The 26,539-nt window shown below is 55.7% G+C and carries 20 protein-coding genes; 4 read left to right on the top strand and 16 right to left on the bottom strand.

Features of this window, described 5'->3' with window-relative positions:
* Window positions 1–48: 48 nt before the first annotated feature.
* The 10 genes from F1728_RS07420 to F1728_RS07375 all read right to left on the bottom strand — a co-directional run bounded on the left by F1728_RS07420 (window position 49) and on the right by F1728_RS07375 (window position 11,150).
* On the bottom strand, window positions 49–519 hold the full coding sequence (locus F1728_RS07420) for a hypothetical protein (RefSeq protein ID WP_145037996.1): 471 nt from the start codon (window positions 517–519) through the stop codon (window positions 49–51).
* Complete coding sequence (locus tag F1728_RS07415; protein ID WP_228030542.1) at window positions 519–1,739, bottom strand: DNA polymerase Y family protein; 1,221 nt, start codon at window positions 1,737–1,739, stop codon at window positions 519–521. The genes F1728_RS07420 and F1728_RS07415 overlap by 1 nt, the downstream gene beginning before the upstream one ends.
* A gap of 73 nt (window positions 1,740–1,812) precedes the next feature.
* Window positions 1,813–3,405, bottom strand: a complete 1,593-nt coding sequence (locus F1728_RS07410; RefSeq protein ID WP_155363579.1) for an FMN-binding glutamate synthase family protein — start codon at window positions 3,403–3,405, stop codon at window positions 1,813–1,815.
* Between the two features lie 64 nt (window positions 3,406–3,469).
* Window positions 3,470–4,906, bottom strand: a complete 1,437-nt coding sequence (locus F1728_RS07405; protein ID WP_145038000.1) for a cytochrome b N-terminal domain-containing protein — start codon at window positions 4,904–4,906, stop codon at window positions 3,470–3,472.
* 31 nt (window positions 4,907–4,937) lie between these two features.
* Entirely contained in the window at window positions 4,938–5,471 is a 534-nt protein-coding gene (locus F1728_RS07400) for a QcrA and Rieske domain-containing protein (RefSeq protein WP_155363578.1), read from the bottom strand.
* Window positions 5,468–5,683, bottom strand: coding sequence for a hypothetical protein (locus F1728_RS07395; RefSeq protein WP_155363577.1), 216 nt, complete (start codon window positions 5,681–5,683; stop codon window positions 5,468–5,470). The genes F1728_RS07400 and F1728_RS07395 overlap by 4 nt, the downstream gene beginning before the upstream one ends.
* Window positions 5,680–6,510, bottom strand: coding sequence for a cytochrome c oxidase assembly protein (locus tag F1728_RS07390; RefSeq protein WP_155363576.1), 831 nt, complete (start codon window positions 6,508–6,510; stop codon window positions 5,680–5,682). Before F1728_RS07390 ends, F1728_RS07395 begins: the two co-directional genes overlap by 4 nt.
* Window positions 6,507–8,738, bottom strand: coding sequence for a cytochrome c oxidase subunit I (ctaD, locus tag F1728_RS07385; RefSeq protein ID WP_155363575.1), 2,232 nt, complete (start codon window positions 8,736–8,738; stop codon window positions 6,507–6,509). The genes F1728_RS07390 and ctaD overlap by 4 nt, the downstream gene beginning before the upstream one ends.
* Window positions 8,735–9,709 (bottom strand): cytochrome c oxidase subunit II, encoded by a 975-nt coding sequence (gene coxB / locus F1728_RS07380; RefSeq protein WP_149336949.1) that lies wholly within the window; start codon window positions 9,707–9,709, stop codon window positions 8,735–8,737. Before coxB ends, ctaD begins: the two co-directional genes overlap by 4 nt.
* Window positions 9,710–10,007: 298 nt before the next feature.
* Window positions 10,008–11,150, bottom strand: coding sequence for a serine hydrolase domain-containing protein (locus F1728_RS07375; RefSeq protein ID WP_155363574.1), 1,143 nt, complete (start codon window positions 11,148–11,150; stop codon window positions 10,008–10,010).
* A gap of 208 nt (window positions 11,151–11,358) precedes the next feature.
* Here F1728_RS07375 and F1728_RS07370 point away from each other — a divergent pair, with 208 nt between their 5' ends.
* A complete protein-coding gene (locus F1728_RS07370; RefSeq protein WP_194242725.1) occupies window positions 11,359–12,366 on the top strand; it encodes an alpha/beta hydrolase family protein in 1,008 nt (335 codons plus the stop codon).
* 30 nt (window positions 12,367–12,396) lie between these two features.
* Here F1728_RS07370 and F1728_RS07365 read toward each other — a convergent pair whose 3' ends face one another.
* From F1728_RS07365 to F1728_RS07340, 6 genes are all read right to left on the bottom strand, one after another.
* On the bottom strand, window positions 12,397–14,211 hold the full coding sequence (locus F1728_RS07365; RefSeq protein WP_155367332.1) for a heavy metal translocating P-type ATPase: 1,815 nt from the start codon (window positions 14,209–14,211) through the stop codon (window positions 12,397–12,399).
* A 238-nt stretch (window positions 14,212–14,449) separates the two neighbouring features.
* The gene (locus tag F1728_RS07360) at window positions 14,450–15,166 is read right to left on the bottom strand and encodes a ZIP family metal transporter (RefSeq protein ID WP_155363572.1); all 717 of its coding nucleotides are present in this window, start codon (window positions 15,164–15,166) and stop codon (window positions 14,450–14,452) included.
* A gap of 343 nt (window positions 15,167–15,509) precedes the next feature.
* A complete protein-coding gene (locus F1728_RS07355; RefSeq protein ID WP_228030540.1) occupies window positions 15,510–16,646 on the bottom strand; it encodes a cytochrome-c peroxidase in 1,137 nt (378 codons plus the stop codon).
* A gap of 266 nt (window positions 16,647–16,912) precedes the next feature.
* The gene (locus F1728_RS07350; protein ID WP_155363571.1) at window positions 16,913–18,805 is read right to left on the bottom strand and encodes an ABC transporter ATP-binding protein; all 1,893 of its coding nucleotides are present in this window, start codon (window positions 18,803–18,805) and stop codon (window positions 16,913–16,915) included.
* Window positions 18,806–19,087: 282 nt separating this feature from the next.
* Window positions 19,088–19,576, bottom strand: a complete 489-nt coding sequence (locus F1728_RS07345; RefSeq protein ID WP_155363570.1) for a hypothetical protein — start codon at window positions 19,574–19,576, stop codon at window positions 19,088–19,090.
* Window positions 19,577–19,701: 125 nt separating this feature from the next.
* Window positions 19,702–20,658, bottom strand: coding sequence for a DUF1559 domain-containing protein (locus F1728_RS07340; RefSeq protein ID WP_155363569.1), 957 nt, complete (start codon window positions 20,656–20,658; stop codon window positions 19,702–19,704).
* A 487-nt stretch (window positions 20,659–21,145) separates the two neighbouring features.
* Here F1728_RS07340 and F1728_RS07335 point away from each other — a divergent pair, with 487 nt between their 5' ends.
* The 3 genes from F1728_RS07335 to F1728_RS07325 are packed head-to-tail and all read left to right on the top strand — an operon-like array spanning window position 21,146 to window position 26,539.
* Entirely contained in the window at window positions 21,146–24,154 is a 3,009-nt protein-coding gene (locus tag F1728_RS07335) for a PSD1 and planctomycete cytochrome C domain-containing protein (protein WP_228030539.1), read from the top strand.
* Entirely contained in the window at window positions 24,147–25,604 is a 1,458-nt protein-coding gene (locus F1728_RS07330; protein WP_155363567.1) for a DUF1501 domain-containing protein, read from the top strand. Before F1728_RS07335 ends, F1728_RS07330 begins: the two co-directional genes overlap by 8 nt.
* On the top strand, window positions 25,601–26,539 hold the full coding sequence (locus F1728_RS07325) for an alpha/beta hydrolase (RefSeq protein WP_155363566.1): 939 nt from the start codon (window positions 25,601–25,603) through the stop codon (window positions 26,537–26,539). Before F1728_RS07330 ends, F1728_RS07325 begins: the two co-directional genes overlap by 4 nt.

The raw sequence follows: 26,539 nt of genomic DNA, 5'->3' as shown, positions 1-26,539 counted from the left end.
GTCATGACCGATCACTCAACAGGCAGTTATCTGACTCTGAGATTCCCTTCAGATCTGCTCGCCCAGAAAAACGGGTTCGCGGTGGTAGCCGGTCATGACCTGGTAGTAATGCGAAGCGGGTTGCAGGAGCAGGTAGACAGAGGGCTGTTCCCGCTGGTCGTGGATCAGGACGCCCTGGAGGCCTTCGCGGATCAGAAACCAGACACCCCGCTCAAGTCCGAAGTTCGCCAGGATTTCGACCGGTTCCGGGTGATACTGGGCCCAGGCGCCCGACTGGAGCGTGGCGACATCGCACCACCAGGCGAGGGGGGCGCTGCTGTTACGCTGACGATTGCCCCAGGGGAGGATGTGCAGTTCCCCCTGGTAAAAGACGGGGAGCAGTGGCTGGCGGTGTCGCTGCAGGAACAGGATTTCCTTGTCGGCGGTTTCTGAACGCTGAATGACACGTTCTTCCAGTTGAAAGCGGCGGATCAGTTTGCGGGGGATTTCTCGCCAGGCCAGGGTGATTGCAGTACACATCAGAAGCACATCTTTCCTGAAATGTCACAGATGTCATAGTTGTGAGTCGTGTCGTGGTAGATTTCATGCAGGGGCAGTGTTTCGGCACTACGGATCGCGAAGCGGCCCAGTTTCTGGTTGATGTTGCGTTTGATCTGATCCAGGGGGCTCTGGGCATCTTCGAAGAAGAGCGATTTTTGAATCCGATCCCGCCAGACCAGGTTTTCAGCGATGATGTGCATGTGGCTGACAAGGTGGTCTTGCGGGGCGGCGGCCAGCATGGGCATCACGGCGTCATAAATGGTGCGAAAGGAGGCGGAGGGGACGGCCAGCGGCGTGCGTCCGAGCCAGAGCGCGGTTTTGTTGGCGTCGATCTGCAGGCTGATGTGCCGGGCGTAGACACGGTGATGGTCGAGGGCTTCAATCAGGCGTTCAATATTCCGCACGGCCCAGGCGCGGATCCGTTCGGGATCGCTGGTCTTGCCGCCACAGGAACCGCCGCGGGCAATTGCTTTGTGGGGAGGCCGACTGGTCTGAATCGGCGTGACGGAGTCGCCACGCAGTTCCCACCAGAGGGCTTCACCTTTGATGGTCAGCAGATCGCGGATCAGCAAGCGGTCTGCCTGGCGGAAATCCCAGCAGGTGTGAATGTTGCGGTCCTGCAATTTGCGTTCGCTCCGCCGGCCGATGCCACAGAGTTCGCCGACCGGCTGCGAACGCAGGAAGGCTTCGCAATTCTCCCTGTTGACGATGTGTACGCCAAACGGTTTGGCGGCATCACTGCCCAGCTTGGCCAGGGATCGGGAAGGGGCGATGCCGATGGAAACGGGGACTCCCACTTCATCCTGGACGAGCGTCTGCAGGGCTCGGGTGGCTTCCTGCAGAGGGAGTTGAAAGTAGCGCTGAAGTTCGCCGGCGTCGAAGAACATTTCGTCGATGCTGTAGTATTCGACACGGGGGCTGACCATTTTGAGCAGTTCCAGCAGGCGACGGGAGATGACTTCGTACCAGCGGAAATCCCGTTTGACAAAGACGGCGTGGGGACAGAGTTTCTTGGCTTCCCAGATGGGGTGCCCGGTCTTAACGCCGTAGGATTTGAGTTCATAGCTCTTGGCGATGACGCAGGCTCCCTGGTTGCCCAGGACGCCGCAGGGGACGCTACGCAGTGTGTAAGATCTTACTCTTTCACAGCTTACGTAGAAGCAGTCCGAGTCAATATGTCCAATCAAAGTCGTGCCCATGCGGGCATGGTATCAGAGCTTTCATGGAATACTACTGAACAGTATTTCGGATTTACCAGGCCGGGGCTGGGGCTCAGCCATGATGGGATTCAAAGGTTTCCGCGGAGGCCAAATCCCAGAGTTTGCTGTAAACGGGGTAAGGGCAGTCCTCGAGCAGCTCCCCTGGTTTGAGGAAGTCGAAGGCTTCATAATAGGAGAGAACTTCGGTCCGTTTCGAGCGGAGATAGATGTGCCAGGGGCGTAATTCGTTGGGATGGTCCAGGCCGGCAGCCGCGATGACTTCGGTCAGGGCTTCCATCGTATTGTGATGGAAGTTGTAGGCACGTTCGCTCTTATCCGGTACGACGAGTGCCCGCTGGCGTCCCTTGTCCTGGGTGGCGACGCCGACCGGACATTCATTGGTGTGACAGGCTTGTGCCTGAATACAGCCGACGGACATCATGAAACCGCGGGCGGCGTTACACCAGTCGGCACCGATAGCCAGGCAGCGGGCCATCGTGAAAGCGGAACTGACTTTGCCAGCGGCGGCGATTTTGATTTTGTCGCGGAGATTACAGCCGACGAGGGCATTGTGCACGAAGATCAGCCCGGTTTTTAAGGGCATACCCATGTTGTCGGAAAATTCCAGCGGGGCGGCCCCGGTGCCCCCTTCGCCACCATCGACGGTGATGAAATCGGGCAGGATACCGGTCTGCATCATGGCTTTGCAGATAGCGAGGAATTCACTGGGATGTCCGATGCAGAGTTTGAAACCGACCGGCTTCCCTCCGGAGAGTTCCCTTAACTGAGCGATGTATTCACACAGGCCGATGGGGGTTGAATAAGTGGAGTGTCCGGGAGGCGAGATGCAGTCTTCCCCCATGGGGACTTTACGGGTCGAGGCGATCTCGGGGGTGATTTTGGCAGCGGGAAGCACGCCCCCGTGACCGGGTTTGGCACCCTGTGAGATTTTAATCTCAATCATTTTGACGGACTCATGAGCCGCCTGTTCCTGGAACAGATCGGGGTTGAAGGTGCCGTCATGATTTCGGCAGCCGAAGTAACCGGTTCCGATCTGCCAGACGAGGTCGCCACCCGGCTTCAGGTGATACGGGCTCACGCCCCCTTCGCCGGTACAGTGGTAGAAGTTCCCTTTTTTGGCGCCCGAGTTCAGAGCCATAATTGCATTCGCGGAAAGGGCGCCGAAGCTCATGGCAGAGATATTCAGAATGGAGCAGGAGTAAGGCTGCTTACACTCCGGTCCACCGACGGTCGTACGAAACAGTTCCTTGGAGCGGGGCCGAGGAGCCATGGAGTGGTTGAGCCACTCGTATTCATCGCCGTAAACGTCGAGTTCGGTGCCGAAGGGTTTGAGTCCATCGATGTTTTTGGAGCGCTCATAAATCAGGGAACGTTCATCGTTGTTGAAAGGACGACCGTCAATATTACTTTCGATGAAATACTGGTGGATTTCCGGTCGGATCATCTCGAACAGGAACCGCAGATGCGCTATGATTGGATAGCTGCGCGTGATGCTGTGTCTGGTCTGGACCAGGTCCCAGACTCCCAGCAGGGAGAGGGGCGCCAGGACGAGCAGCGGCCAGAAAAACCAGTCATCAACGGCGAGACCCAGGATAAAAAACAGCAGGGTCAGCAGCACAGTCAGGATGAAAGCCGAGTATCTCATGTGATTGACCAGTCAGAAACGAGAACAGTGGTGTCGAAATATTATAAATGCAACCCACGGCTGATCAGGGAGAGTCCCCGTTCAGGATGGGTTGATCCTGGTCTACTCCCCGGGTTAACAGGAAATCAACAATCAGGTGCAACTCATCGGAGCTGATGGAACTGGCGAACGCCGGCATGTTATGACCACCGTTGTTGATGCGAATGATCAAATCATCGCGGGTGAGCAGCTTGCCGATTTCGGTGAGCTCGGGACCACGATGACCGCCGTATCCACTGATGTCGTGGCAGTACAGACAGCCTTTGATATGCATCAGTTTCGCCCCTTCCATCAATGGTCCCTGATCGGTGCCGACAACGGAAGCCGGTAATTCCTTCACGCCGAAATCGGGTGACCAGGGTTTTTTGTAACCGTAAATGGTAAGTACCAGAAAGGCGACCGAACCGAAGATCACGGTTCCCCCGGCCCAGGGACGTTTGGAAGGTGCCCGGTGTCCTTTATTGGAGATCATGGGCAGGAAGAACAGACCCAGAAAACCGAGGATCGGTACACCGAGAATGACCCAGGTTTCCAGTTTCGGGGGCAGAAGCGAGAGCACGGCGAAGTACCAGAGGAAGTACCAGTCGGGGAGTGGGTTCGCGTTGATGCTACTCGGGTTTGGTGGCGGATCGAGTGTCGGCGGACCGAGGAACAGGGAGCAGCCCAGGATAATACCCACGATGATGGTGGAGAAGATCATGTCTCGCCACATGGCGTCTGGCCAGAACGGAACCCCGGTTTTGTGGATGCGTTCTTCGTACTTTTCTTTATAGGTTTCCGGGTCGACCGGATCGTTGGCATCGGGCATTTCGGAGATACCGTGCCGCATTATCAGCAGCATGTGCAGGCCGATGCCCGCGAAAATAATCGCAGGCATGATAAACACGTGCATGGCGAAGAAGCGGGTAATGGTCGAGCCGCCTACCGTTTCCCCACCCATGATGAAGTGCGCGATTGTAGGACCGATGATGGGAGTTCTGCCTGCCATTTCCGCGGCCACGGTGACGGACCAGACACCATTGGCGTCCCAGCGGAGCAACTGTCCGGTGAAGGCCATCCCCAGCACGACAAACAGCAGGACCACGCCGCTCATCCAGTTCATTTCCCGGGGGTATTTATAGGTGGCATGCATGTAGACCTGGATCATATGGATGACGGCCAGCATGACCATCGCGGAGGCACCGTAATAGTGCATGCCGCGCAAGAGGTTGCCCAAGGGAGCAGTGTTGGTGATATAGACGAGGCTTTCGTAAGTTTTTTCACCACCGGGAACATAGGCCATCGCCAGGCAGATACCGGTGAAGACCTGAACCATGAATGCGCAGAGTGTCGCACTTCCGAAAATGTACCACCAGCGGGCATTGTCGGGGACCAGATGCACCATGAGCGGCACAATGTAATCGGAATACCCGATTCGATTGTCGATCCAGTTCCAGGTTCGCATCAGAGGATTTTTGCTCATTCAGCCGGCTACTCGCTTTTCAAAGGTGATTTCAAGTAATTTTGGTCAGCGTCAATGGTGTCGGCCCGGATTCAATTTCGACCTGACCATTCTTGATGCGAACATTCAGTCGCTGCAGTGGCTCTGGTGGTGGACCAGCGGCGACGGTCCCATCTTCGTAATACACGCCTCCGTGACAGGGGCACATAAACAGCCGGGGATCATCGACCCATCTGACGGGACAACCCAGGTGCCGACAGTTGATTGAAAAGGCGATGAACTCGGTTTCACTTGCGCGACGGATCCAGGCACCTTCTTTGGCTGTAATGCCTGCCCAGGGGACGGAAGAACTGTCTTCATACTGTACCAGCACAAACCCGCCGACTTTGAAGTCTTCCAGCTTGCCGACTTTCCGCCATTTCTGTTTGGGTTTACGGAACACCGGTGCGAGTACAAAGCCAATTCCGGGCAAAGCGATGATGACACCGATGACTGCAGAGAGGGCAATCGACAGCCGGGCCAGAAAGGTTCTGCGCTGTTGTTGCTGACAGCAGGGTGTTTCGTTTGTGGGCTGATCGCTGTTCAAGGTGTTTTACTCCATGTAGTACGGATCTCATGCATCCAGGCCCAGATGGCACCGAACATCATCAGGCCTCCGATCAGGGACATACTCCAGTGAGTGAGAATTCCCCAGAAGGCAAACATGATTCCCATGGACAGCGCGGCAGGGGCATAGGTCGGCCGAAGTTCCGGTTCTTCTGTTTCGGTCTCCGTTTCCGCAGTTGTGGGCTCGTTCATCGATGTGCCTCCCTTAAGGAGCCTGTTGTGTCAGGTGCCGTCATGGGTTCCATGTCTGCGTACCAGCGTCTGAGTGTGACCATGATGGCTGTGACATACAGTGAGCAAGGGGGAACCCACATCAGCAGGCCGCCCAGTTTCTGGTCGGTGGCAGGTGTCAGGCCCTGGTCGTAGAGCATGTTCAGAATCCCGATTCGATCGACGGGGTTCGCGAAGGCCGGGCAGACTGAGATGACGGTAAACGTGATATAGATTCCCAGGAGCGTACATCCCAGGCAGGCTGAGAACAGGTACAGGACAGCCTGAGCCGAGGGAAGATGAAAGCGTTTTACGGGAGAGAAGATAGGCCACCAGAATGCCAGACCGGCCAGCAGAAAAGTGGCGTCGCGGACAATTCCCAGTGAGTAACTTTCCGTTGAAGCACTGCAGAAAGAGGGGATGTGCCAGAACCACATTACACCCAGGCCACTGAGCCAGCCCAGAAAAGGTACCGCGAGCACATGGCCGATGCGGTTGAGCAGCGGATTCTGAAACAGGGTTTCCATCGCAGAGGAGGGCAGACTGAGCAGGAGCAGCAGTGGAACAATCAGCAGCAGGGCCAGATGCTGGATGACATGTGCGCTGAACAGGTAACCGTCAGAAAGCACGCCGATGGGAGAGACGTAGGCCAGTGCCAGCGTGAGCAGCGCCAGGGCAAAGCAGGCGATCTGTTTGCCTGACTGTCCGCGCAGGCAGACGAGGTACAGGCCGGTCAGGGCCAGCACCAGGAGCCAGATCGGCGAGTTCCATTTCCATAATTCGCTTGTCAGATCGAAGTATGAACTCATTGGAGAAGTCCCAGATAAATAATTCCAAAGACGGCAATCCAGACGACATCGACGAAATGCCAATAGACGCCGACGGCGGCGAACACGTTTGATTTCCGGGCCGTCAGGCTGCCTTTCAGGCCCAGGATCAGCATCACGATCAGGGCGATCACACCCGCGGTCACGTGGATTCCATGAAAGCCGGTGACGGTGAAAAATGTGGCTGAAAACAGGTCGGTATTGATGGTGATGTTATCCATCAGCAGCCCGGTGTATTCCCAGGCCTGACCGCAGAGGAAGGTGATGCCCAGCAGGATCGTCAGTCCCAGGGAGATATTGAATGCTTTCTGCATCCCTCGTTTCAGGAAACGTTCTGCAATCCAGAAGGTGACACTGCTGGAAATCAGGAACAGGCTGAAGATGCCGGTCCGTTTGACGTTCAGGACGGCAGAGGTGACTTCCTCTTCCGCACTGCGGGTATTGAAGACCACATAGGCGACCAGCAGCAGCAGGAAGAAGACCGCTTCCGAAGCGATAAATGCCCAGGCGGCGATCTTGGGAAGATTGCCACGGCGGCCTTTGTCTTCGGGTGTGGATTCTGCTTTCCAGTCTGCGCTTTCGGGATGATTCAGATCCCAGACGGGACGCCGGCTCTTAATTTCGGGAACCGTTTCAAAGTTCTCTGTGGGCGGAGGGGAGGTGGTTGCCCATTCGAGGGTAAAGGCATCCCAGGGATTGTCGCCGGCGATTTTACCTCGCTTGAGACTCACGGCGATATTCCAGAGTAACACCAGCGTACCAACGGCCATGAAGAGGGCTCCCAGGGAAGCGACTCCGTTCAGCAATGCCCAGCCGGGATTGTCTGCATAGGTATAAACACGGCGAGGCATGCCCATCATGCCCAGGAAGTGCTGAACCATGAAGGTCATGTTGAATCCGATGACCCAGAGCCAGAACTGGGTGAGCCCCAGTCGCTCGTTGAGCATCCGGCCGGTCATTTTGGGGAACCAGTAATAAGTGGCAGAGAACAGGGCGAACACAAGGCCGCCGATGAGTACATAATGAAAGTGTGCGACGACGAAATAGGTGTCGGTAAGCTGCCAGTCGATGGGGACCGCAGCGAACATGATGCCGGTCAACCCCCCGATCACAAACTGCAGCAGAAACGCGACGGCGAAGTGCAGAGATGTGTTGAAATTGATTTCCCCGCCCCAGAGGGTGGCTGTCCAGTTAAAGACTTTAATACCGGTGGGGATCGCGATGAGCAGCGAACCGACGGCAAAAAAGATGTCTGCATACATGCCCAGGCCGACGGCGAACATGTGGTGCGCCCAGACTCCATATCCGAGGAGGACGATGGCCACAGAGGAAGCAGCGACAAAGGTATAACCATAGATGGGTTTGCGGGAGAAGACGGGAATCACTTCGCTGATCATACCGAAGCCGGGCAGAATCAGAATATAGACTTCGGGGTGACCGAAGATCCAGAAGTAATGCTGCCAGAGTACTGCGGAACCGCCGCGACTGGGATCGAAGAAGGCGGAGCCCAGCCAGCGATCGATGAGCAGCATGGCCAGGGCCGAGTTCAGTGCCGGCAGTGCGAGGATGATCAGGATCACCTGCATGAGCATCATCCAGACAAACAGCGGGACCCGCTGCAGGCTCATGCCGGGCGCACGGAGGCTGATAATCGTGGCGAAGATGTTGATCGCCCCCGAAACGGAGCCAATCCCCATGAGTAGCAGACCGATAATCCAGTAGTCGACTCCCTGCAGGGAACTGTAAGCTTTGGTGGAAAGGGGAACGTAGTTGAACCAGCCAGCGTTAGGGGCAGAACCCGTCAGAAAGCTGAAGTGCAGCAGAGCCGCCCCGAAGAAAAAGATCCAGAAGCCGAACGAGTTCAGACGTGGAAAGGCGACATCGCGGGCACCGATCATCAGGGGGACAAAATAATTGGCAAACCCCGTCAGTACGGGCATGCCCACCAGGAAAACCATGGTGGTGCCATGCATCGTGAATAACTGGTTGAACATTTTCGGCCCAAGAAACGTGTTATTGGGCAGCGCAAGCTGAATCCGCATCAACAGGGCTTCGAAACCGCCGATCCCCAGGTAGAACACGGCAGTCAGGATGTACATGATGCCGATTTTTTTATGATCCAGCGTACTGACCCAGTCGAGTAGCCGCGTATAGTTCGCGGGGGACTCGAGACTGGTATAGTCGGCTTGTTCAACAGATCCTGTCGTCACTTGAGTGTCTCCAGGTAGGCTACGAGTTGTTTAAGATTCTGTTCACTGAGCTTGAAGTTGGGCATTTTACAGCCGGGCTTGACCGCCTGGGGGTTTTTGAGCCAGAGGGTCAGGTTCTCAGTGGAGTTGGTCAGAACGCCTGAACCAATTTCGCTGCGCGTCGCAAAATGAGTCAGGTCGGGGCCGATCATGGCCTGGGCTGAGGTGCCTGCGATCTTATGACACCGCGGACAGGTCGCTTTGAAAAAGTATTCTCGACCAGCCATGGCCAGGGGGGAGATCAGCGTTGTCGCTTCGGGTTTCTTTTGTTGTCCGGCGATCCACTTCTGGTATTCTTCTTCGCTCTCACCGATGACTAAGAAGTTCATCCAGGCATGCTGGGCACCACAGTATTCTGAGCAGCGGCCCTGATAAGTGCCCGGCTTACTGGCCTGCAGCCAGAGGTAGTTATCCCGTCCGGGGATGGCGTCAATCTTAGGGCCCAGCTGAGGGACCCAAAAGCTGTGGATTACGTCATCCGAGTTGATGCGGATGCGAAATTTCCGTTTGGGATCGGCAGGGATGTGAATTTCATTCGCGGAGATCACGCCCGCTTTGGGATACTCGACCTCCCACCACCACTGGTGTCCGGTGATAATCAGTTCGACATCCTGAACTTCCTCGGCGTTGTCTGCGCTCTGTGGTTTCACATCGGGTATGGCGTTGAGGGTGATGACGAGGTTCGCACTGATGGCAACCAGCCAGAGTACTATGATGACCGGGCCGATGACCCAGGCGATTTCTGCTTTTTCACTGCCAAAATTCTGATCGGGAAGTGTCTGGCGGCGGCGGCCTTTCGAAATGGCAATCAGGATCAGCCCAGTCACAATCGCAAAGATGACGGCACTGATCAATAAGACTTGAAGAAACAAGTTGTTGATTGCCTCTGCCTGTGGCGACGCGGGGTCAAGAACAGGAATCACAGAGTTCATAAACAATGCCTGGAATCTGATATGCTAAAGATGTCTGCTGCGTGATGAGGAGCTGCTAAGTCAGGTTGATGACTCAGTATAGTTCAATAGTGTGATTAATGAATGGGAATTGATCAATTTCTATTCTGAAAAAAAACGGAACTGCGGCCAAATCAAGGCAGGTGGAACCCAGACGGGCTATCTTATCCCAAGTGAAACAGGCAATGTTTAACGTTTCTTTATTTTTCTCTCCATCGTAATGAATACACGGTCGACTTTAACGTATCAGAGTTTTCGCAGGTTAGATTTCCCAGCGCTGTTAAAGATTCGCGGGTTCAATGAATGCAGATGCGATGATGTTTGAAAGCTGCACCAGTCGCCAGGGAGCACGCGAGCGGATCGCTGTTGTAAGTAGAACAGCAAAACCGTCACGACGACGATCCATCCAGACCATGGTCCCTGTCGCGCCAGTATGTCCAAAGACGCTGCGGTCGAGCAGGTTGCCCCAGCTTCCACTTTGCCCCGGATGGTTCAATCTCCAGCCTAGCCCCCACGGTTGGGAGCGGCGGATTGATTCGGGCAGATCGGGATAGTCATCCAGGCGGTTAGTCGTGGCCATCTCGACCATGGAGCGGGAGAGCAGTTGCGTTCCCTGGACTTCTCCATAATTAAGCATGCACTGGCAGATGACCGCCATATCTGCGGGAGAAGCGAACATCCCTCCCCAGGGGACACCGAGGTCCTGCCAGTATTTACTGTTCCAGCCGAAATGAGAACCGGCCTGGTACTCGGGCGTTTCGACCCGCACCAGTCGCTCACGGGGAAAATCGCCCCGTCCGAGCCAGGTGCTGTTGAGGCCCAGAGGTTTGATAATTTCATCGCGAACGTGCTGGGCGATCGTTTTGCGCGTGAGTCTCTGCACAATTTCAGCCACGATTAACGTGCCCATGCTCTGATAGCTGAGGCTGGTGCCCGCAGGCTGGAACAGGGGAACCGTGTCACAGATGGCCCCGTTAATAAATTTATCCAGGGGGGCCAGTGACTGGCGAAGTTCCACATTGTTCGAGAGCATATCAGGCATTCCCGAAGTGTGTGTGAACAGGTGGTGGACCAGAATTGATTCTTTATGGTGCGCTGCGAAATCGGGGATGTAATGCGTGACTGGATTGGAGAGAACCAGCTGGCCACGTTCGACGAGACGCAGGGCACTCATATAAACGACGGGTTTGGTAATCGATGCGAGCAGAAACATTCCGTCCTGGCGAATCGGTTCTGCTTTTCTTTCCGGCCCCTGTTTGCCGAAGAAGACTGGTTCGACCATTTTTCCATGGCGGCCGACGACGATGGCAGCGCCGGGAATATCGCCGGCGTCCGTCCATTCTTTCAGCAGTTGATGCGCCAGTTTGAGCCGTTCCGGATCCAGGTTCAGTTCCCGGGGTTCGGCGGTGGGGAGTGCAGTCATCAGCAGGTTCCTCTGAAAGCAGGGGGCGGGATTGACTCGAGCCAGCCAGTTCACGATGATCGATAGAAGAGTCAGCGTCAAGTGAGAGAGGGGGCTGACTGCTCTGAAGGCTCGCAATCTGATGAATTCACTTACTGAGGTTGACTGAACGATGAACCGGTGTCTGTCTATATTGTGTCTATGTTGTGTGCTGTTCTGGAACCTCGCTGTGCAGGCCGCAGAATTGCCGGACAAGGATGGCACGGTCACGATCGCAACACAGGAGTGGCCGTTTCAGCCGGGGCCGCGTGAAGTCAAAGTCTACATTTACTATCCCGGTAAAAGTCTGCAGCAGGTGAATAAAGAGACGGGGCTGATTCTCAACCTGCATAACTGGGGCGGAACGAATACTTCGGGAGCCGGCAATCCGAGTGTACTGACCAAAGAGCTCAATGTGATTGCGATCTCCGTGGACTATCTGCAGAGTGGTTCGTGGAAAGACCAGTCCGGAGCTCCTTACGATTTCGGTTACCTGCAGGCTATTGATGCGCTGCGGGCGCTGGCGTTTGTCTTTCAGGGATTACAGGCCAAGCAGATTCCGTTCAACGACAAACGGATCTATGCGACCGGGGGATCGGGGGGCGGGAATGTCACCCTGATGTGTAATAAATTCGCACCGCATACGTTTACCGGCGTGGTTGATATCTGTGGTATGCCCCGGTTGAGTGATGACATCGCATACAATCTGCCAGGGGGGAGCAGCCTGAATGCCCGCTACAGTAAGGATCCCCATTCTCCCGACTACCTGACGCCTGGCGGCCAGGAGATTCGTTATCTGGGCAACCCGCATCATCTGAAACTGATGAAGGCCCGGGGACATGAAACGAAGATTCTGATCATCCATGGCAGCGGGGATACCACTTGTCCGTATGCAGACGCGCGGGACATGTTTCAGAATATGAAAGCAGCCGGCCTGGATGTTTCCGCGAAGTTTGTGACGGAAAACGATCTGGATGGCAAGATTTTCAAATCGATCGGGCATTCACTCGGTGATCGCACGCAGATGATTGTGAAACTGGGAGGAGAGTTTATCATCCCGGGACGACCGCAGTATCGATTACGAAGTTCACCCACCGACATTGAGCTGAAACAGGATGTCGTCTATCCCACGTCCGACGGTCGCTACGTGATTTCCTGGCAGAAGGGGATTCCTGAAGTTCGCTTCGAAGCCCAGTAGGTTCTCACCGGTAAGCTGATCCAGAAATGATCAGTCCAGTTCTCCCGGTTTGAAATCGATCAGGGCTTTGGGAGGCAGGGCCACGCGCAGGGCATTCAACACCGCCAGAACGTCAATCACTTCCTGGCTGATCGCACCTGCAACCGGTGGGAGATAACCGGCGGCTGCCAGTAACATGCCCAGCATGCTCAACGCCATGCCGCCGATGGCGCTCTGCAGGGCGATGCGACGCATACGACGGCTGATATGCAGGAATTCATCGATTTTCTGCAGCGAACTGTCCATCACAATCACATCGGCGGCTTCCGTAGTGACATCGCTGTTCTGCCCGAAAGCGACGCCTACAGTCGCAGCGACGAGTGCGGGGGCATCGTTGATGCCATCCCCCACGAAGATGGTATTCGCCTGGGCTGTTTCCTGGTTGACGATTTCCAGTTTCTGCTCAGGGCTCTGGCTGAAATAGACCTCTTGAATTCCGACCTGTTCGGCCAGATAGCGGACCTCTGATTCCCGGTCTCCGGAGACCAGCATCGTCCTGCCAAAGTGATGCTTGGGGGAAAGGTGATTGATAAAGGAGAGGCCATCGGTGCGGGGCGTATCCCGAAACCGATAGAGCCCTGCATATTGATTGTCGATCAGAATCACGCATTCCAGACCGCCGACCTGTTCGGGGAGCTCTGATTCCAGATCGGGGTATTGATGCAGCAGTTTTTTGCGACTGGTGATCTCGACACTATGGCTGTTGACCGTGCCTTTGAGGCCCTGCCCGGGAGGCTCGCTGATTTCGGTCGCTTCATGCACGACGGCCCGGGCCTCCTGCATGGCATCCAGGATGGCCTGCGAGAGCGGGTGCTTGGAAAACCGCTCGATACTACCCACCAGGGAGAGGACCTCATCCGCATTCATGTTGGGCGCGTAGATCTGTTCGGTGAGTTGCGGTTCGCCGTAGGTCAATGTGCCTGTTTTGTCGAAGATGATCGTCCGACAGGTATCTGCGGTTTCGAGGGATGTTGGATCACGGACAATGATTGCCCGGCGTGCTGCCAGAGAAATTGAACCGATAATCGCGACCGGAATGGCGATCAGTAGCGGACAGGGAGTAGCAACAACCATCACCGCCAGGAAGCGGACCGGGTCGCCGGTCAACACCCAGGCCACGATGCCAATCAGAACCGCGAGGGGCGTGTACCAGGCTCCCAGTCGGTCAGCCAGTCGCCGCATCCGGGGGCGGTGTTGTTCGGAAGCCTGCATGACTTCCATGATTTTGGCATACCGTGAGTCGATGGCCCGTTTCTCTGCGCGGACAATCAGGGCCGCTTCTCCGTTGATGGCCCCGGAGAGGACCTGCGATCCCGGCGTCTTGGACATCATATAGGGTTCACCGGTGAGATAAGATTCATCCATGACGCCGTGCCCTTCGAGCACGGTTCCATCTATGGGGCAGGTCTCATGGGGGAAGATCACGATCGTATCGTTGATCTGAATCTGATCGAGTGCGATGTCGTCGATGCGGGAATCGGTTTTACGATGTGCGATGGAGGGCATACGGCGGCTGAGAGCCTGAAGGACGGACGAGGCACTGCGGACCGCGTAGGCTTCGAGCGCCTCACCTCCCGAGAGCATCAGCACCACCAGGGAACCGGCCAGATACTCTCCCAGAATGACGGATACCACGATCGAGATTCCGGCCAGCAGGTCAGATCCGAATTCGCGATGAATCATTTTGACCAGCAGGCCCCAGACCAGGGGGGTGCCTCCCAGCAGCAGGACCGACCAGAGAGGGATGTTCTGGGTTGTTTCCGGAACATTCCAGCCATAGCGCAGACAGAGGTAGACCACGATCATCAGAATCGTGAAGAGCGCGATAACGGTTTCCAGTGATTTCCAGAGTGATGAACTCGAAGAGGCAGAGGGGGAGTCTGACACTGAGGACCCTTTGATCTGTGATGAAGAATGCCCGCACAGCTCGGCGGATGTTGTGCTGCCAGTCAGCTTGCATTATAGCAGCTCACAGCAAAGAGGTCCTCTGAGTATCAGAGAAAAGTACGCGGGAAAGTCGAGGTTGAGGCAAAAACGTCGATATTCAGGCGATGACCATTTGTGCGATCAGTCCAAAGACAAAGCCGAGGACGGCGCCCAGGGAAGGTGCCCAGCGACGTTCGAGTTTGGCCTGGGGGGCAATATCCTGAAATGTCAGATACAGAATGCCACCGGCGGCGAAGAGCATAATCAGGCCGACCATCCGCGGAACGAGTGCCAGCAGATAGTATCCGATTAATCCCGAGATGGGGCCGAGCAGGACCAGTAGACAGAAACCGGGCAGAATGTATTTTTTCGTCATGGTGGTAGTACTGTTGAGTTCGCGAAAGGCATTAAAGCCTTCGGGCAGATTCTGCAGTCCGATTAGGATGGCCAGCAGCAGTCCGACGGATTCTCCATTGGTCGCGAAGGAGGCCCCCAATGCCAGTGATTCGGGAACAAAGTCGAGCAGCATCGCGATTAACTGGGAGGCTGAGTTTTTGTGGGTCGCCAGGATGCGGTCGACGCTCATAAAGCAGACGCCGCCAAAGAGAATCGCAGCCGCTGCGATCAGAGGGGGCTGCTCAGCAATACCCTCCGGGACCAGAACCAACGCGACAGCCGCCAGCAGGACGCCTCCACCGAAGGCGATGATAGAGTGTCGAAATTCGACCTCCAGCCAGCGGGGATGAATCCGTTCGATCAGCGCGAGGAATCCTCCGATGGGAATGGTGATCCCGGCCAGAGTGGTTAAGACAATGACTTCCAGTACGCCGGTCAAGGGTAGTCCTCGTGATGACAGTTTCGTGAAACATTGAGGGAAAACAGATCAGATACCGGACACGTGGCTGGCGTCTGAAATGTTGGCTATAGACTATATGGTTTCACGGTCGTAAATCAACCTGATGTTCCACGGGAAGGAAGATGTTCCTGACTGATGTGCTGACAAAAAAACAGCCCGGCTTCTCGGCCGGGCTGTCGAATTTAATTCACAATGCTACATCAGCCTCATTCAGGCAGCCGCCCCGATTCTACTTTGGGGAAGGGGCCGGTGCAGGCTTTCATGAAGGCGACCAGGTCTTTTTTGTCCTGGGCCGACAGGTTCAGTTTTTTGACCTTGTCACTCAACCAGGGGTTCGGTGTGCCCCTTTGTTATAGTGTTCCACGACTTCTTCGAGTGTCTCCAGCGATCCATCGTGCATGTAAGGTGCACTTTGTTCGACGTTACGAATCGTGGGTGTTTTGAAGGCACCTTTGTCTTTTTCCTGTTTGGTGACTTCGTAGCGACCGAGGTCCGGTTTATCTGCATCCATGCCGACGCCCAGGTTGTGGTATTTTTCATCGGCCAGGTTCGGACCCAGGTGACAGGCGGCACAGTTGACTTCTTCGCTGAAGAACAGTTTCATACCACGTTTGGCACTGTCTGACATGGGATGTTTTTTGGTCATCGCCAGGGCAGCTTCATATTCTTCTTTGAAGTCGACCAGATCTTCTTTGTCGAGTTTGAGGAACGGCTTGAGTTGTTCCTGATAATCGAAGGGAGAAGGCCCGGTCACCACGGCACGTTCGAAAGCCGCGATTGCTTTACCGACATTGTCAATGTTGACGCCGTCTTTGAAGATTTTCTTGAACTGCATCTGATAGCCGGGGATCTTCTTGAGAGTCTTCACGGCGTTCTCATGCGTGTTAGCCATTTCAATCGGGTTGGCGATCGGTCCGACGGCCTGTTCTTCCAGAGTGGCGGCGCGTCCATCCCAGAACTGAGGACCACTCAGAATCCGGTTGTAGCTGATGGGCGAGTTACGGCCCCCTTCCTGGTCCCGGACACCGATGCCGAACTGTGTGTGTCGTCCCCAGCCTTCATCGGGATGATGGCAACTGGCACAGCTGATGGTGTTATCGGACGAGAGACGCTTGTCGAAATAGAGCTGGCGTCCCAGTTCAACTTTGGCCCTGGTGAGGGGATTTTCTTTGAGTCCTTGCATTTGGGCCTGACCGGCGCTGAGGCCGAGGGGGAGCGTGACTTCCAGAATCTGGTGATTCTCGGGGTTGTCGAGCCATTCTTTGATTTCCGCTTTGGTCAGGGGGCCTTTGCCGGGAACTCCCAGCGTGAGTTCATCTGTGCCCAGCTGCACTTTGTTTGATTTTTTTTCGGCAGCCTGTGCTGTACCCGTCTGCGTGCAGGTCAGTCCTGCCAGCAGGGCAGTCGTCATGCTGATTTTAATCAGGAACGGGTAGCTTCGGTGTTCCGATACGTTCATTCGAGTCTCTTCCTTTCCGGGGGCATCCCGGTGCTTTAAGTATAACCAGTAAAACGAAAGGGGCTGTTAAGGTATCTCGACGGCATCCTGATCATGACGCAGTCGGTGATTGAGACAGTAATATTGGTTGAGGAATGTTTCAGGTGGGAAAACACTTTTACTTCATATATCAAATTGTACGCATGCATGCAGGGGTTTTCAATTTGGAACATGTCGCACGCGAGGGGTTTTGTGGAATTGATGTTTTACCTGAAAGTCATTTCAGTTCAGCTGACTTCGGCGGGGCTGGTCTGCAGCAGGACCATTTCCCGGTATTTGCCGTCAGTCTCCATGAGAGACTCGTGTGTGCCGGTTTCGATGATGCGCCCCCCTTCAAAGACGACGATTCGATTGGCGTGAGTAATCGTACTCAGGCGGTGGGCGATCACAAAACAGGTGCGATTTTGCATCAATGTGGCGAGACTGTCCTGGATCAGGCGTTCGCTTTCGGTATCCAGGTTACTGGTCGCTTCATCAAGAATTAACAGACGGGGATCCGCCAGAATCGCACGCGCAATGGCCAGACGCTGTCGTTGTCCGCCGCTCAGTTTGACACCCCGCTCACCAATGAGAGTCTGATAACCTTGTGGCAGTTGCTGAATAAATTCATCGGCATTCGCGACTTCAGCAGCCCGTTGAATTTCTGATAATTCCGCGTGTCGATTCCCATAACCGATATTTTCAGCGACGGAACCATCAAACAGAAAGACATCCTGTTCGACGACACCGATCAGGTGCCGGTAACTTTCCACATCGAGGTCTTTCAAATCCTGACCATCAAGCTGCACCTGTCCTGAAGTTGGATCGTAAAATCGAGCGACCAGATTACAGAAGGTGGTTTTGCCCGCCCCACTGGGACCCACCAGTGCGATGGTTTCGCCGGGGGCGATATCAATCGAGATGTCTTCAAGGGCATATTGCAGCGAGCCGGGATATTGAAAATTCACATCCTGGAAAGTGACGCGGCCTTCCACATCTGCTCGACTGATTTTTCTGGCGGTGGCCGATTCCATTTCGCGGGGCTCGGCGAGTAGATCGAGCACGCGATCCAGTCCTGAGAGACTGTTTTGAAACTGAGCGGTACTCTGCGCAAGCACGGCCAGCGGACCGAGCAGCATCAGCAGGTAGGCCAGAAACATCACCAGGTCACCGAGCGTGAGTTCTCCCTGTAAAACCTGCCACCCGCCGTAGAGGAGCAGGCAGGCCGAAGCGATCGGGATCAGGGTTTCCCAGACAATTTCAATCAGTCGCGACCACCACCAGGCATAGAGTTCCTGGCGGCCCATCAGATGGTTGCCGCGTAGCACGCGTGCGGTTTCAGAACGCTGTCGTCCGAAGGCACGCACGACGCGCATCCCACCAAATGATTCGGTGGCCAGGGCATCGACGGCGACGCGTTGTTGACGGACCTTGCGATGTTGCGGACGAATCCGACTGATCCAGGTGCGATGTGTGAGGTAGACCAGCGGCACCAGAAACAATGCGCCCAGTAACAGACGCCAGTCGACCCAGGCCAGAATGATCAAGCTGCCGAGTAACTGGATGATGGCGCGACAGGGATTGTAGAGCATACCGAAGACCAGTTCGCCGACACTGCCGGCATCCTCGCGGAGAATGCTGGTCGCACCACCTGATTTAAGTTCCTGAACGCGGTGCAGGGGGAGGCGGACGGCGTGCGCAAAGACGAGTTTGCGGACTTTCATTTGAATCAACTTGGTGATGCGAGTTGCTTGCCAGCGTCCCCAGATCTGCAGAGCGATACGCACCATCGAGATCAGAATCACACCCACAGTGATTGTGACCAGCATTGGCCAGGGTTTATGCGGGATCCACGAGGGGAGATTGACGGGCAGTGGTTTCTGATCGAGGACATAGTCAACCACGAACTTTGTGGCCGCAGGTGGAATTAAGGCGAGCAGGGTCGCAATCGTCAGTGTGCCTAATGACAACAGTACGGAGGCACGGTAGTTTTTCAGCAGTCCCAGAAAGCTGCGGATCAGTTCCCAGGAGGAACGGTCCCGGTTAGACGCCTGTTTCTGCTGGGCCTTGATCTGGGTTTCACGAAATTCCGTTTTATATTCTTCGAACTGCTGGCGACTGGTACGCGAATGTGTAGTCATGAATGCTCTTTAAGGGAAACGATCGCTGGAACGAAATCGCATTTCCGGAGAGGGTAGTCGAGTGATAATTGCGGGTATCTATTATTATAGAGAGTTTTGACGGGGAACAAGCCATTATTCCAGTAGATTCGCGTACACCTGGGTATGGGAAGGCTCGAATTCAGCCGAACGGGGAGGAACTGGCGGGGAGCAGAAATGGGGAGTCGTTAGAAAGTTGTTTCCCGACCTGCAGCAGATCAGTGTTTGATCTGCGTCAGGTCGGGGGTGAGAACAGGAACAGGCTCAGTTGGCCTTTTTGGGTTTGTCATCGGTCAGTGGGAAGTCGATGGTGTTGGGTTTGTCTGGTTCGACTTTGACCACAAGACCGGAGTTTTCGAGATCGCCGTACCATTCTGGAATGACAGACACGGGACCGGCATTGCCGTTGACGGCATCTTCCGGGAGGCCGGACCCCCCTTCGCTGGTCATGGCGGTGATCATGACTTTGTATTCGCCGGGGATCACGCCGTCCGATTCATCGAAGGTTCCCATGAAATAGTTGCCATCGCGGTCGATATTACCCTGTGCGGGTGGACCGCCACCGACGGGAATAAAGACCAGCGAGCCGATATGCAGCGGCTCTCCATTATAACTGACGCTGCCTGTGACCTTAGAGCGAGCCGGATGACCGTCTCCACAGCCCCAGATTGAGATCAGCAGGACTAAAATAATAGCTTGAACGAAACGATCACGAAATTCTCTAAAGGTAGAAGGAATGTGTCGGGAGATCATCTGAAATACCCTGGTAGTAAAGTGAGGTGTGGTAGGGATTGAATGAAACCAATTCCGGTCATGGTAAATCACTCCCGGAAAGAACAGACGCCCTTTCCGGGAGAAAACCATTTCAGGTGGTTAGATCACCATTCACCCAGGACTTCACCATTGGCTTTGGTGCCTAGTCCTTTGAACAGTGCGAGATCGATATTCTCACTGATGAAGTGGACAGAGCCGTCACCCATCAGAAAGTGTGCTCCGCCAACGTGGTAGCTGGTGAAAGGGGTGTGGTTCGTGCCAAAACTTCCACGATAGTTAATCGGGAACTGAATGTTTTTACTGTCCAGCATCAGACGTCTGGTGTCGGTGTACCAGTACATGCCCCAGGTCCAGGGTTGAATTCCGCCCCAGCCGGCTTTCATCGAAGAGGACCAGCCGTAAGAAGACGACGATTCCCCAAGCAGAATTGTGTTGGTTGTCCCGTCTATGACATCGCGGAATCTGGTTTTGCTCTGTGGGAAAATCAGACCGGTGTTGGCCCAGCGGTAGTTATTCGAGTCCGAAGGGTTGGTGACATCTTCAACACGACCGGCACAGGCGCGATAGTGGAGTGCTCCATGACTGACAATCCAGGGAAGGGTTGAATTCACGATATCGGGAGATCGATTTCCTAACGCGGATGAAGGGCAGGCAAAAACGGGAATGGGTCCCCAGATTTCGTTCCGGCCATTGTGCGGTGCGGCATCGATTCGCCAGGGAGCGAGCTCACTGATCGGGTTGGGGGAGAAGGCTTCCATGGCGTGCAGCCGGGTTGCCTCATCAATGTAGGGGAAAATTTTAGGAGCCCAGCCCATATGGTAACCACCGCCCGGATAGGTGGGAGTGGGATGGCTGCCATTGGGTAAGCAGCTGAAGGTGTCATGGTAGTTGTGGAAGGCCAATCCCAGTTGCTTGAGATTGTTTTTGCACTGAGATCTGCGAGCCGCTTCCCGTGCCTGCTGAACAGCTGGTAAGAGTAAAGCAATCAAAATGGCGATAATTGCGATGACGACCAGTAGTTCAATTAATGTGAATGCTTTGCGTCTTAAGTGGGTGCCCATTATTCATTTCCTTAATAAAATATGATAAACGGAAATCGATTGATTGAGCGACTGAATGTATTTAAGAGCGCGAAATATAGGATAGTTATTTAAGTAAATATCACTAATTAATAATAATTGAGTTAATCTACGTGTCAATCTTTTTTTCCGTATCCGAAGTGAACAGACCGTGGGGCCCGGGGCATTTTTCAGGATGTATTGCGGAAAACTGATCAGTTTGTACTGATGTATTTTTCATTGGGAAGAAAAATCAGGATTTAGTATGCATGCGAACCGTATTCCAGAATGCATGAAAAGGGTTTCTCTGGACCTGGGGGAGGGGCGTAAGTACCATGAATAAAGCCGAAGTGATTCTATCCGGCTACCTCCGTTCGATCTCCTGCCTGAATCTCAATCTGCATTGATTATCATGCCTGATTTCTTCAAATTTCTCATCGCGTTTTCAGCTGTTTTAGTGACAGGCACAGTCTGTCTTGCGGAAGATGAGGTGAATTTCAGCCGTGATGTGCTGCCGATCCTTTCGGATCGTTGTTTTCACTGTCATGGTCCCGATCCCACACATCGCGAAGCCGGTCTCAGGCTGGATCTCCGTGAAGCGGCAATCGAAGATCGGGACGGTACGACTGCGGTCGTTCCCGGGAAGCCGGAGCAGAGCGAGTTACTGGCACGGATCAGTACTGATGACAGTGACCTGCTGATGCCGCCTGTGGACTCACACCGCAAACCGTTGACGAAGTCACAGATCGAGACGATCCGCAAGTGGATTGTACAGGGGGCACAGTGGGGACGGCACTGGTCGTTTGAGCCGCCCGCGAAGGTGAATTTCAACGCGAAAGAAACAAAGCAGCATCCGGTTGATGTGCTGGTACAGCGGAAGCTGGCTGCTGAAGGGCTGTCGCTCTCCCCGGCTGCTGCCAAGCGAACCCTGATCCGCCGGGTCTCCTTCGATCTGACGGGGCTGCCTCCCACGCCGGCTGAAGTCGACGCGTTTGTGAATGATGATTCGCCGGAAGCGTATGCGAAGCTGGTAGACCGTCTGCTGAAATCAAAACATTACGGCGAGCGGATGGCGATGTGGTGGCTGGATCTGGCCCGCTATTCGGATACGGACGGGTTTCAACAGGATGCGACCCGCACAAACTGGCCCTGGCGGGACTGGGTGGTGCAGTCGTTCAATGAGAACAAGCCCTTCGATCAGTTTACAGTCGAGCAGTTTGCCGGCGATCTGCTGCCGAAGTCGAGTCCCGAGCAGCAACTGGCGACCTGCTTCCATCGGAATCACATGACCAATGGTGAAGGGGGCCGCGATCCGGAAGAGTCGCGAATCGATTATGTCATCGACCGGGTGAATACAACGGGGACCGTCTGGCTGGGGCTGACGCTGGGTTGCTGCCAGTGTCATTCGCACAAATTCGATCCCATTTCGCAGGCCGATTATTACAGCCTGTTTGCCTTCTTCAACAGTATTGACGAGGACGGCAAAGCGGGGAGCCGGGCAAAGCCTTATCTGAAGTATAAATCACCGCTGGTGGAGCGGGCGATTAAAGAGGCGGAGCAGGTCGTGCAGGACCGGAAGCCGCTGGAAGCCGCAGCCCGCAAACAGGCGGAAGCGGAATTCGAACCGTGGCTGGCGGAGCAGATCCAAAGAGTCAAACAACAGGATTTTCAGTCCTGGTATCAGCCAGAGATTACCGGGCTGAGTTCGGTGGAAGGGACGGTGTTGAAACAGGAAGCCGAGGGGGTTATCCAGACGAGTGGGCCTGTCCTGCGCCAGGATGACTATCGGCTGATTGCTTCGACCAAGCTGCCACGGATTACCGGACTGCGGCTGGAAGTCTTTCCGCATGCATCGCACACGGATGGAAAATTATCACGGGGAAAAACCGGTGAATTCATTCTGACCGATGTCAAGCTGCAGGTGCGTCGCGAGGGGAGTTCCCAGTTACGCGACATCGAAATAGCCTCTGCGGTGGCGGATGTCGAAAAGTCAGCCAAAGGTCGCAACTACGGCAAAATCAAAGACACGCTGGATGACGATCCCCGTAACGGCTGGACGACCGAGACGTACTCGGCCCGCCAGCAGCATACGGCGGTGTTTGCACTGGCGGAACCACTGGTGCTGGAGCCGGGGGAAGAACTGATCTTTGTGATGCTGCATCGCTCCACCGAGGGGGATGCGAACATCGGCCGGTTCCGACTGCTGCTGACCGATCAGCCGGGGCAGGCGGTGCGGTCACTCGATCCGATGCCGCTGGAGGCACTGGCCAAGGCGAAAGTGAAAGAGCCGGGCCAACTGGATCCGAAATTGAGAAAGCGTCTGCTGGAACAGTTCCTGGTGGACCATGCCGACTACCAGAGAAGGAAGGCGGAACTGGACCGGGCGAACGCCCAGTTGGCGCAGGTTAAAAAAGCGGCCGGGGAACTGTCGGTGATGGTACTGGCCGAACGCAAAGAACCGCGGAAGACGTATGTGCTGGAGCGGGGCGTCTGGGACAAGCATGGTAAAGAAGTTTCCCGCTCGGTGCCGGAAGCGATCCTGCCGCTGCCTGCTGAGAAAACGAAAGACCGGCTGGACCTGGCACAGTGGCTGGTGGCAGAACAGAACCCGTTGACCGCGCGGGTGGTGGTGAACCATCTCTGGCAGCTCTGTTTTGGCACCGGACTGGTACGGACGCCGGGCGACTTTGGTCTGCAGGGAGAGCCACCTACACACCCGGAACTGCTGGACTGGCTGGCCGTGGAGTTAATGGAACATGACTGGGATCTGCAACACATTCTGAAACTGATCGTCACCAGCCGGACGTATCAGCAGCAAAGCGACGTCACTCCCGAGCTGCTGGCCCGCGATCCGGAGAACCGCTTGCTGGCCCGCGGAGCCCGTTTCCGTCTGCCCAGCTGGATGATTCACGATGCGGCCCTGCAGGCCAGTGGACTACTCAACCCGGCACAAGGAGGACCGCCGGTGATGCCTTACCAGCCGCCGGGGGTCTGGGCCGAGATGTTCATGGGACGCTTTACGTATGAACCGAGCCAGGGAGCGGCGCAGTACCGCAGGAGCCTGTATGCGTTCTGGCGGCGTTCGAGTGCGCCGACGTTTCTGTTTGACAGTGCCCAGCGGCGGGTCTGCGAAGTGCAGCCGCGGCGGACGAACACTCCGCTGCAGGCGCTGACCCTGTTGAACGACGTGACGATTCTGGAATCTTCACGTGAGTTGGCACGGACAGCGATTCAGCAGGAGCAGAAGCCGCCTGATCGCATCAATTTCATCGCACAGCGGATTCTGTCCCGAGAATTAACTGCGCGGGAGCAGACGGTGCTGGCCCGCGAGTACGAGCAGTCACGCGATTATTATCAGAGTCACCCTGAGGCCGCGCTGCAACTGCTCGATGTAGGTCAGCCCCCAGCAAAAAGCAAGGTTGCACCCGATGAGCTGGCGTCCTGGATGGTGGTTGCGAGTATGATCTTTAACCTGGACGAGGCGATTACCCATGAATGAGCCACTGGAAGAGTCGGCACTGGAAGTCTCCCGCCGCTATTTTCTGGGGCAGGGCGCAGGCGTTGGCCTGGGCGCGATGGCACTGGGACTGCTGGAAGCGACTCGCAGTCAAGCGGCTGAGAAAGCACCAGCGATTGGTCTGCCCGATCTGCCGCACAAGCCACCCAAAGCGAAGAACGTGATCTTCTTGACGCAGTCGGGGGGACCGTCGCAGATTGAGCTGTTCGACTATAAGCCCAACCTGATGAAGTGGGCGGGGAAGGAACTGCCCGAAAGCGTACGGGGCGGACAGCGTCTGACGACGATGACCGCTAATCAGAAGCAGCTGATTATGCCTTCGCGGACGAAGTTCAAACGCTATGGCGAGAGCGGGGCGACTCTGGGCGAGTGGCTGCCTTTTCATGGCGAAGTCGCGGACGAGCTCTGCTTCATCAAGTCGATGAACACCGATCAGATCAATCATGCCCCCGCGATGACGAAGTTTCTGACCGGGCATCAGCTGCCGGGGCGACCATCGATTGGAGCCTGGTCGAGTTATGGACTGGGGAGCGAGAACCGGAATCTGCCTGACTACCTGGTGTTGATCTCCAAGATGAAGCGGCCCAGCGATCAGCCGTTGTATGATCATTACTGGGGCAGCGGTTTTCTGCCGTCCCGTTACCAGGGAGTGAAGCTGCGAAACGCGAAAGAGCCGGTATTGTATCTGCGCGATCCGGACGGGATGCCGCGGCCGATCCGACGGGGGATGCTGGACGGCATTGCGGAACTGAATCAGATGCGGCTCGAGCAGACCGGGGATCCCGAAATTGAAACCCGGATCCGGCAATACGAAATGGCGTGGCGGATGCAGTCGAGTATTCCCGAGCTGAATGATTTAAGCGACGAGCCGGAATCGACGTTTGAGTTGTATGGTCCCGATTCACGTCGGCCCGGCAGTTACGCGGCCAACTGCGTGCTGGCACGGCGGTTGATCGAGCGGGGCGTGCGGTTCGTGCAGCTGTTTCACCCGGACTGGGATCATCACAGCCGCCTCGGTTCCTGGTGCGTGGCCCGTTGTCGCGATACCGACCAGGCGAGTGCTGCCTTGGTAAAAGATCTCAAGCAGCGCGGTCTGCTGGATGAGACCCTGGTGATCTGGGGTGGAGAGTTCGGCCGCGGAGTGGCGGGGCAGGGTAAATGGAACAGTCCTGAAGGGGGCCGCGACCATCATCCGCGGTGCTTCACGACCTGGCTGGCCGGGGGCGGAGTCAAGCCGGGGATGACCTATGGCATGACCGATGAATTCAGTTACAACGTGGCCGAGAACCCGGTGCATGTCCGCGACCTGCATGCGACCGTACTGCATCTGCTGGGCATTGATCACGAGCGATTTACGTATCGACATCAGGGACTTGATTTTAAACTTACGGGCGTCGAACCGTCCAGAATTGTTGAGGAGATACTGGTATGAGGCGGTGGGCGCTGCTGTCATTATTTGTTGCAGGCATGATTTGTGGGCTGGTGAGCGCTGTTGAGGCACGCGAGCCGGATGCGGTGATTGATATCTGGCCCGGGCTGGCGCCGGGTGAAACGACAAAGAACACCGGGGAAAAATTGCCGCGACGGGAGAATGAAAATCCGCCAGCAACCCGCGTTAAAAATATTACGCGACCGCAGCTGTTTCTCTATCAGCCACCAGCGGGCAAACGGAACGGGTCGGCAGTACTGATCTTTCCCGGAGGAGGCTATAACTACGTGGTCGCTGACAAAGAGGGTTCAGAGACAGCCCAGTGGTTGAATTCGATGGGGATCACGGCGTTCGTGGTGCACTATCGAACCAAGCCTGGCAAGACTCCCCCCGAGCGGGCGAACGAAAAACTGCCGCCTTATTCCGAACGTCCCCTGCAAGACGGGCAGCGGGCATTGAGCCTGGTGCGTGAGCGGGCCAAAGAGTGGGGGCTGAAACCGGACCGGATCGGCGTGATCGGTTTTTCGGCAGGGGGGCAGGCCGCGGCACTGGTGACGTCCCGATTTGACAAACGGGCGTATCCGGCACAGGATGCGACCGACCAGGTTTCATGCCGGCCGGACTTCAGCCTGCTGATTTATCCCTGGCGGCTGATGGACGACAAGACCGGGAAACTGAATGAAGTTTTCACGGTTTCGAAAAAAACACCACCGGTCTTCATGGCACATGCACATGACGACCACGCGACGCCGCTGAGCAGCATTCTGTATTATACGGCTCTCAAAAATAACGGCGTCGGGGCCGAACTGCACATCTATGAGACGGGTGGTCACGGCTACGGGATGCGTCCGGTGGCCGATTCAAATGTTGATAGCTGGACCGACCGCGCCGCAGACTGGCTGCGGCTGCGGAAGCTGGCTGTGCCGGAGCGCGATTAA

This window comes from Gimesia benthica, from assembly GCF_009720525.1.
Taxonomy (GTDB): domain Bacteria; phylum Planctomycetota; class Planctomycetia; order Planctomycetales; family Planctomycetaceae; genus Gimesia; species Gimesia benthica.
This window is presented reverse-complemented; position numbering and strand designations above follow the sequence as displayed.